Origin of the sequence: Streptomyces sp. NPDC058157, assembly GCF_042884105.1 — a bacterium.
Taxonomy (GTDB): domain Bacteria; phylum Actinomycetota; class Actinomycetes; order Streptomycetales; family Streptomycetaceae; genus Streptomyces.
Genome location: NZ_JBHVUQ010000284.1, coordinates 1 through 7,588, shown reverse-complemented (window position 1 = coordinate 7,588; position 7,588 = coordinate 1). Strand labels below are relative to the sequence as shown.

Sequence of the window (7,588 nt, the reverse complement as noted above, 5' to 3'; positions counted from 1 at the left end):
GGGACTCCAGCGGGTGGTGGCCCAACTCCGCGAGCCCGGTCTCCCCGTCGGCCCGGACCCGCCACAGCACCCGCGGGGCGTCGGGCCATGCACCGGCGCCCGTACCCGTCGCGGCCGGGCCGCCGGGGTCTGCGCCGGGCCCGGGCGCGCCGGGCAGCTCGAAGCCGGGCCGGCCCGGAGCGCCCGGGCGGGCCGGGGCCAGCACCACCACCGCGAACCGGCCCCGTGCGGGGAGCCCCAGCCGCGCCGCCGCCGAGGCCGCCGACTCCGGGTCCGGCGCGGCCGCTCCGGGGCCGTCGAGCAGCGCGTCCAGCAGGGCCGCGCGCCGCTCCCGTTCCCGGTCCTCCCGCTCGGCCCCGGCCCGGTGGTACGCCTCCGACGCGGCGTCCGTCAGCCGGTCCACCACGTCCCACAGCGCGTCGGGCCCGGCCGGCAGCCGGGCGAGCGCCGACCGGTCGTGCGCCGCCACCGCCTCGGTCAGGCACTGCCACACCAGCCGCGCCCCCTCCCGGTAGGTGCGCCGCAGGGGGTCCAGCGGCAGCCCCCGCCCCGCCCGCTCGGCGCCCGCGGCCCGGGCGTCCGCCACGTCGACCGGCTCCCCCCGGCCGGCGCCGACCAGGCCCTCGAGCAATCGGCGCAGGACGAGCCGGATCCGCTCCCGGACCCCGGCCCGGCCGAGCGGGGCGGCCCAGGCGGGCTCCTGGGCCAGCGCCCGGTCGGTGAGCCGGTCCGCCGCCAGGGCGAGCCGGCGGTCCAGGTCCTCGCGTATCTCCTCGACGATCCGCTCCATGACGGGCAGGGTGACACGGGTGAGGGGGCGGTGGGGAGGGCCCGGAGCGGGCCGGTCCGCTAGCGTGTTCGGAGCACTGCGGCTGCAGTGCTCACGCCCAGCCGCTCCGCCAGACCCCAGAGGACCGCCCATGCGCCAGAATCCGGAACGCCGGGCCGCGCTGCTCGACGCAGCCATCGAGGTCCTGGCCCGCGAGGGCTCCCGGGGCCTGACCCTGCGGGCCGTGGACAAGGAGGCCGGGGTCCCGACCGGCACCGCCTCCAACTACTTCGCCCACCGCGGCCAGCTGCTCTCGCAGATCCTGCGCCGCACCCGCGAACGCCTCGCCCCGGCCCCCGAGGACCTGGCCGGCTCGCCGGACACCGTGGAACTGCTCCGCCGGCTCCTCGGCCGGCTGCGGCGCGAGCCCAGCGTGCACACGGCCGTCCTGGAGCTGCGCCTGGAGGCCACCCGCAGGCCCGAACTCCGCGAGGAGCTCTCCGCGTTCCTCGCCGACGAGCTGGAGGCGAACATCGCCGGGCACCTGGAGGCGGGTCTGCCCGGGGACCGGCAGGGCGTGGAACTGCTCTACTTCGCCATGCAGGGCCTGATCGTGGACGACCTCACCGTCCCCGCCCTGCTCGACGCCCACCCGGTGGAGCCGCTCCTCGGGCTGATGGTCGAGCGCCTGCTCCCGCCGGGGCCGGCCAACTGAGGGGCCGGCGAACTGAGAAGCCGGCGAACGGAGCACCGAGAACCGCACACGATGACAGTCTTGATCAAAAACGAACGGGTTCCGGCCAAGCTGTCATGCAGGACCGCGCATGTTCCCGCGGAAAATGCCAGAACCCCCTTCCGCAGTGTGGAACTTGAGTAAGTTCCCTCCTGTCACGCCGTTCGGCCGGGAGGGGAGCCCGCGTGCCCGGGATCGACGAATGCCTGCTCGAAGCCATGGCCCTGCCGGGCGCGCGGGGGGCCGCGCTGGTCGACTGGAGCAGCGGACTGGCCCTCGGCACCGTCGGGGAGTCCCCGGTGGGCGACCACGAGACCACCGCCGCCGAGACCGCCGAGCTGGCCCGTGCGGCCGCCGAGTACGAGTCCTTCGCCCAGCCCGCCACCGCGCCGCCGCCCGCGACCGGCGGGGGACCGGCGGGCCCGCCCGTCGAGGACCTGATCGTCACCACCCGGACCGGCTACCACGTGCTGCGCTTCGTGGAGACCAGCTTCGACAGCAGCGTCTTCCTCCACCTCTGGCTCGACCGCGCCGAGGGCAACCTCGCGCTCGCCCGGCTCAGACTCCGCGCCCTCGCCGAAGGGCTGGTGCTCCGGTGACCACCGCACCCGTACACGGCCTCGCCGCGGTCTCCCCGCTGCTCACCCGGCTCGCCGCCGAGCGCGCCACCGGCGCCCTGCTGCGCGACCGCGGCACGCTGTTCCTGGAGGACGGCCGCATCGTGCACGCGGAGAGCCCCTCCACCCCGGGGCTGGACGTGCTGCTGACCACCGGCGGGGGGCTGGCGCCCGAGCGCTGGAACGAGGCCCTGAGTGAAGCCGGGGCCACCCGGCAGGTCGCCCGGTTCCTCGTGGACAGCGGCGGCCTGGCCGGCGGGGAGCTGGAGATCTGCCACCTGGCCGCGATATTCGACGCCGCCTTCTTCGCCCTCTCCCCGGGCAGCGGGCCCTCCCGCTTCCGCCGCGGCGCCACCCACTGGATCGGCTCCATGCGCTCCGTCCCGGCCGCCGCCGTGGAGCGCGAGACCCGCAGGCGCCGCGAGCTGCTCGACGCCGTGTGGCCCTACCCGCAGCTCGACACCGCCCCGGTCGTGCCCCGCCCGGCCGCGCCCGGGCAGATCGTCACCGCCCGGCAGCGGGCCCTGCTCGCGCAGGCGGACGGCGTGCGGACCCCCGCCGACCTCGCGTGGGTCCTGGGCCGGCCCGCCTTCCACACCCTGCTCGACGTACGAAGACTCGCGGCCGCCGGGCTCGTCGAGACACCGCACGTCCGGCCCGCCCCGGCGCCGGCCGCACCCCTGCCCGACTGGATGACCCAGGCCCAATCCCCGGACGTGGCGCTGCTCCGCCGGTTACGCGACGCACTGGAGGCAAGCCTGTGAGGCTCCCGCTCCGACCGGTTCTGCGAGCCGACCGTTCCGAGCGGAGGCCGCCCGAAGGGAGGAAGGCCGACATGAACACGCTGATGCTGCCCGCCGAGGCCGAAGCCGAGGTACTCGCCGAGCTCCGCCGGCTGCGGGCCCGGGTGCCCCAGCTCAGCGGGGCGCTCGCGGCGAGCGCCGACGGGCTGGTGCTGGCGCAGGACAGCGCCGCGGGCGAGGCCGAGTCCGTCGCCGCGCTGACCGCCGCCGCCCTCGGCGTGGCCCAGCGGCTGAGCGACTGCACCGGCCAGGGCGGCTTCCGTGAACTGCTCGTCCGCGGCGAGCACGGCTACGTCGCCACCTACGCCGCGGGCGAGGCGGCCGTGCTCACCCTGATCGCCGAGCCGCGCGTCAACGTCGGCCGCCTCCACCTGGAGGCGCGCCGCTCCAGCGTCCGGATAACCGAGCTCATAGAGCACAGCCTGGGCCGCCGGTCCGGCCCCGAGGCGCCGGCGCCGGACCGTCCCTGACCGCTCCCGGCCGACAGGCCAGAACCAGCCAAAAAGCAAACGACTGCAAAGGAAACCCCCATGGCCAATGTGGAAACCGCCCTCAAGGAAGCCCACGCCAGCATCGAGGGCGCGATCGGCGCGGCCCTCGTCGACTACGGCAGCGGCATGGCCCTCGGCCACATCGGCGGCGGCAAGGACCTGGACCTGACGGTGGCCGCGGCCGGCAACACGGACGTGGTCCGGGCCAAGGTCCGCACCATGGAGATGCTCGGCCTGAAGGACGAGATCGAGGACATCCTGATCACTCTCGGCAGTCAGTACCACCTGATCAGGCTGATGAAGGGCCGCAACAGCGAGGGCTTCTTCCTCTACCTCGCCCTCGACCGGAACCGGGCCAATCTGGCCATGGCCCGGCACCAGCTGAAGAAGATCGAGGAGAGCCTGGAGGTCTGACGGCTCCGGCGGCGGCCCCCGGCGGGCCGCGACGGCACGGTGGCGGGCGGCTGAATTCTTTGCCGTCCGCCCCGGCGGACTGAGTGATATGTCCGAAATGGGTCGGCTTTATCATCCTGTTACAGAGTAAGATGCTGTAATTGGCTGATCATCAACCCGGTCGACAAAGATAAAAACGCTGGAGAACCCGCCACCCATGCCCCCGCGCCTGAGCATCGTCGTGCCCTCCTACAACGTCGAGCTCTACCTCGACGAGTGCCTGGAATCCCTTGCAGCCCAGACGTTCGACGACTTCGAAGTCGTCATCGTCGACGACGGGTCCACGGACAACAGTGCGGCCATCGCCGCAGCCTTCGCTGAGCGTGACCAGCGCTTCCGGGTGGTCCTCCAGCAGAACGCCGGCCTCGGCGCCGCTCGGAACGTCGGCTTCCGCCACGCCTCGCCGGACAGCGAGTACATAGCCTTCGTCGACTCCGACGACACCATGCCGTCGGACGCCTACCAGAAGCTGATCGACGCCCTCGACGCCAGCGGCTCCGACTTCGCCGCGGGCAACGTCAAGCGCTTCCGCTCCGTCGGCATGCAGCAGTCCTGGGGCCACCGCGTCGCGTTCGCGAACACGCGGCTGAAGACCCACATCTCCAAGTTCCCGGCCCTGGTCACCGACCGCACCGCCTGGAACAAGGTCTACCGGCGCGGTTTCTGGGAGGAGCACGGCTTCCAGTACCCCGAGGGCATCCTCTACGAGGACGCCCCCGTCAGCATCCCGGCGCACTACTTCGCCAAGAGCGTCGACGTGATCAGCGACTGCGTCTACCACTGGCGGGTCCGCGAGACCGGCGAGCGCTCCATCACCCAGCGCTCCACCGACCCGGTCTCCGTCATCGACCGCGTGACCTCCGTCCGCCTGGTCCGCGAGGCCCTGCTCGGCAAGACCGGCGAGAAGTACGCCCGCTACCTGCGCGACTACGACTACAACGTGCTGAGCGAGGAACTCCCGCTCATCTACAAGTACGTCGCCGAAGGCGGGGACGACTTCCGCGCCGCCTTCGTCAAGGAGGTCGGCGGCCTCGTCCGCGAGATCGGCACCGGCCCCTGGAGCGACCTCACCGTCGCCGACCGGCTCAAGGCGTTCCTGGCCCGCGAGGGCCGCGTCGAGGAGTTCATCGCCCTCCTGCACCACCAGCGGGACTTCTCCTACAGCGTGCCGGTCAAGGGCCTCGCCCGCCCGCAGGCCGACTACCCCTTCCTCAAGGCCCCCGTCCCGCCCAAGCTGCTGACCCTCGGCCCGCGCGAGCGCCGCATCGTCAGCCGCCTGGAGCAGGCCGCCTGGAGCGACGGCAAGCTGCTGCTGCGCGGTTACGCCCTGCCCGGCCACATGGGCGCCGAGAGCCGCCTGGGCTCCCGCAAGATGCTGGTCTTCCGCGAGCAGGGCAAGCGCCGCCGCACGGTCGTCCCCACCCGCACGGTGGCCTCGCCGATGGCCACCGTGAACTCCCCGCACCTCGCCCTGCGCCACGCCGACTGGGCCGGCTTCACCGCCGTCGTCGAACCCACCGTCTTCCAGTCCGGCGGCAAGTGGCGCGAGGGCGTGTGGACCACGTCCATCGCCGTCACCGGCCCCGGCGGCCTGCACCGGGCCCGCCTGCGGGGCGGCGAGCACGACAGCGGCACCAACCCGCCCTCCCACTGGGCCACGCCCGACGTCCGCATCGTGCCGACCGTCGCCGGCTCCCTCACCGTCCACGTCGAGATCGTCCGGGCCCGCGTCCTGGACGTCCGCCCCCACGGCGACGACGCCCTCGAACTCTCCGGCGAGCTGGCCGCAGGCGCCGGCGAGGGCCTCACCCTGCGCGCCGAACACGCCGGCACCGGCACGGGCCTCGACATCCCGCTCACCCTGGGCAGCGCCCCGGCCGGCGGCCGCATCCCCTTCACCGCCGTCGTCCCCCTCGCCGGGCTCGGCGCCGTCGCCGCCACGCCGGCGCCCGGCGAATGGACCCCCGAGGCCTGGACCCTGGCCGTGGTCCGCCCCGACGGCACCCGCCACCCGCTGGTCCACGACGAACGCGGCGGCTTCACGGGCCTGGCCGTACCGCTCCCCGGCGGCGCCGGCGAACTCGCGGTCTTCGCCAAGCGCTCCAAGGGCGGCCACCTCCTCCTGTCCGTCCAGCCCGCCCCGCCGCTCGTCGACACCGTCTCCGCCGAGAACGGCACGCTGACGCTGCGCGGCGTCTTCCGCGCCCCCGCGGACAGCGCCGACGAGCCGTACGAGCTGGTCCTGCACGACCACCACGGCACCGAGTACAGCTACCCCGTCACCCGTGACGGAGACCGCTTCGAAGCCGCCTTCGAGCCCGTGCTCCCCGAGCCGTACGCGGGCCGCACCAGCCTCCCGCACGGCCGCTGGTGGCCCACCCTGCGCCCGGTGAGCCAGGGCGGCACCACCGCCGGCCTGCTCGGCGTCGACCGCGGCGCCCCCGTGCAGCTCGTCGGCACGGCCCTGACCGCCGGCCCCCACCCGGTCACCGTCCTGGGCCGCCGCATGCGCGTCGAGGCCCGCCACCACGACCGCATGGCCCTGGTCACCGACCCGCTCCTGAGCCCCCACGACCGCTCCCGCTACGCCCAGCGCGTCGCCCGCGACGAGACCTACCCGGCGCAGCAGCAGCTCCCGGTCAAGGACCTGGTCGTCTACGACACCTTCGGCGGCAACGGCGCCGGCGACTCGCCCCGCGCCATCCACGAGGAACTCCTGCGCCGCGGCGAGAAGCTGGACCACGTCTGGCTGGTCCGCGACGGCCGCGCCGAGGTCCCCGCGACCGCCCGCGCCGTCCAGTACGACAGCCTGGAGGCCTGGGACGTCCTGGCCCGCGCCCGCTACTACGTGGTCAACGACAGCGTGCCGATGCACTTCCGGCGCCGCCCCGGCCAGACGGTCGTCCAGACCTGGCACGGGACGCCGCTCAAGCAGATCGGCTACGACTTCACGCACGACTACTACACCAGCCCCGAGGTGCTCGAGGGCCTGGCGCACGACAGCGCCCAGTGGACGCTGCTCGCCTCCCCGAGCTCGTACGCCACTCCCGTCCTCAAGCGGGCCCTCGGCTACGACGGCGAGGTCGTCGAGTCCGGCAGCCCGCGCGCCGACGCGCTGGTCCGTCCCGACGCGGAGCGGATCGCCGAGGTCCGCCGGCGCCTCGGCCTGCCCGAGGGCAAGAAGGTCGTCCTGTACCTGCCGACCTGGCGCGAGAACCGCGAGGACTGGAGCGGCGGCTACAAGCTCGATCTGCGGATCGACCTGGACGCGGCCCGCCGCGAGCTCGGCGAGGACCACGTCCTGCTGGTCCGCGGCCACCACCTGGTGCGCGAGCAGCTCCGCGACGGCGTGCGCGACGGGTTCGTCGTGGACGTCTCCCGCTGGCCCGACACCACGGACCTGCTGCTCGTCGCCGACGTCCTCGTCTCGGACTACTCCTCCGCGATCTTCGACTTCGCGCTGACCGAGAAGCCGATCCTGCTGTTCACGTACGACCTGGAGCACTACCGCACGACCCTGCGCGGCTTCAACTTCGACCTGGAGGAGAAGGCCCCCGGCCCGCTGCTGAAGGACTCGGCCGCCCTGATCGAGGCCATCCGCGACGCCGACGCCGTGGCCGCCCGGCACGCCGACGCCCGCAAGGCGTTCCGCGCCGAGTTCTGCGACCTCGACGACGGCCACGCCGCCGAGCGGGTCGTCGACCGGATGCTCCAGAAGTAGC

6 protein-coding genes and 1 pseudogene are annotated in these 7,588 nt (G+C 73.9%); 6 read left to right on the top strand and 1 reads right to left on the bottom strand.

Going from position 1 to position 7,588, the window contains the following annotated elements; all coding sequences use genetic code 11:
- A pseudogene (locus ACFVXK_RS35685) lies at window positions 1-790 on the bottom strand (hypothetical protein); the annotation flags it as partial.
- Window positions 791-920: 130 nt separating this feature from the next.
- On the opposite strand from ACFVXK_RS35685, the gene ACFVXK_RS35680 reads away from it, so the two are divergent.
- From ACFVXK_RS35680 to ACFVXK_RS35655, 6 genes are all read left to right on the top strand, one after another.
- Complete coding sequence (locus tag ACFVXK_RS35680) at window positions 921-1,484, top strand: TetR/AcrR family transcriptional regulator (protein WP_389620596.1); 564 nt, start codon at window positions 921-923, stop codon at window positions 1,482-1,484.
- 203 nt (window positions 1,485-1,687) lie between these two features.
- Window positions 1,688-2,101 (top strand): hypothetical protein, encoded by a 414-nt coding sequence (locus ACFVXK_RS35675; protein WP_389620593.1) that lies wholly within the window; start codon window positions 1,688-1,690, stop codon window positions 2,099-2,101.
- Window positions 2,098-2,883: a transcriptional regulator gene (locus ACFVXK_RS35670; protein ID WP_389620590.1), complete on the top strand. Its 786-nt coding sequence runs from the start codon at window positions 2,098-2,100 to the stop codon at window positions 2,881-2,883. Before ACFVXK_RS35675 ends, ACFVXK_RS35670 begins: the two co-directional genes overlap by 4 nt.
- A gap of 71 nt (window positions 2,884-2,954) precedes the next feature.
- Window positions 2,955-3,392 (top strand): roadblock/LC7 domain-containing protein, encoded by a 438-nt coding sequence (locus tag ACFVXK_RS35665; protein WP_389620588.1) that lies wholly within the window; start codon window positions 2,955-2,957, stop codon window positions 3,390-3,392.
- Between the two features lie 60 nt (window positions 3,393-3,452).
- Window positions 3,453-3,827: a hypothetical protein gene (locus tag ACFVXK_RS35660; protein WP_389620585.1), complete on the top strand. Its 375-nt coding sequence runs from the start codon at window positions 3,453-3,455 to the stop codon at window positions 3,825-3,827.
- A 196-nt stretch (window positions 3,828-4,023) separates the two neighbouring features.
- Window positions 4,024-7,587, top strand: a complete 3,564-nt coding sequence (locus ACFVXK_RS35655; protein ID WP_389620582.1) for a CDP-glycerol glycerophosphotransferase family protein — start codon at window positions 4,024-4,026, stop codon at window positions 7,585-7,587.
- Window position 7,588 lies beyond the last annotated feature (1 nt).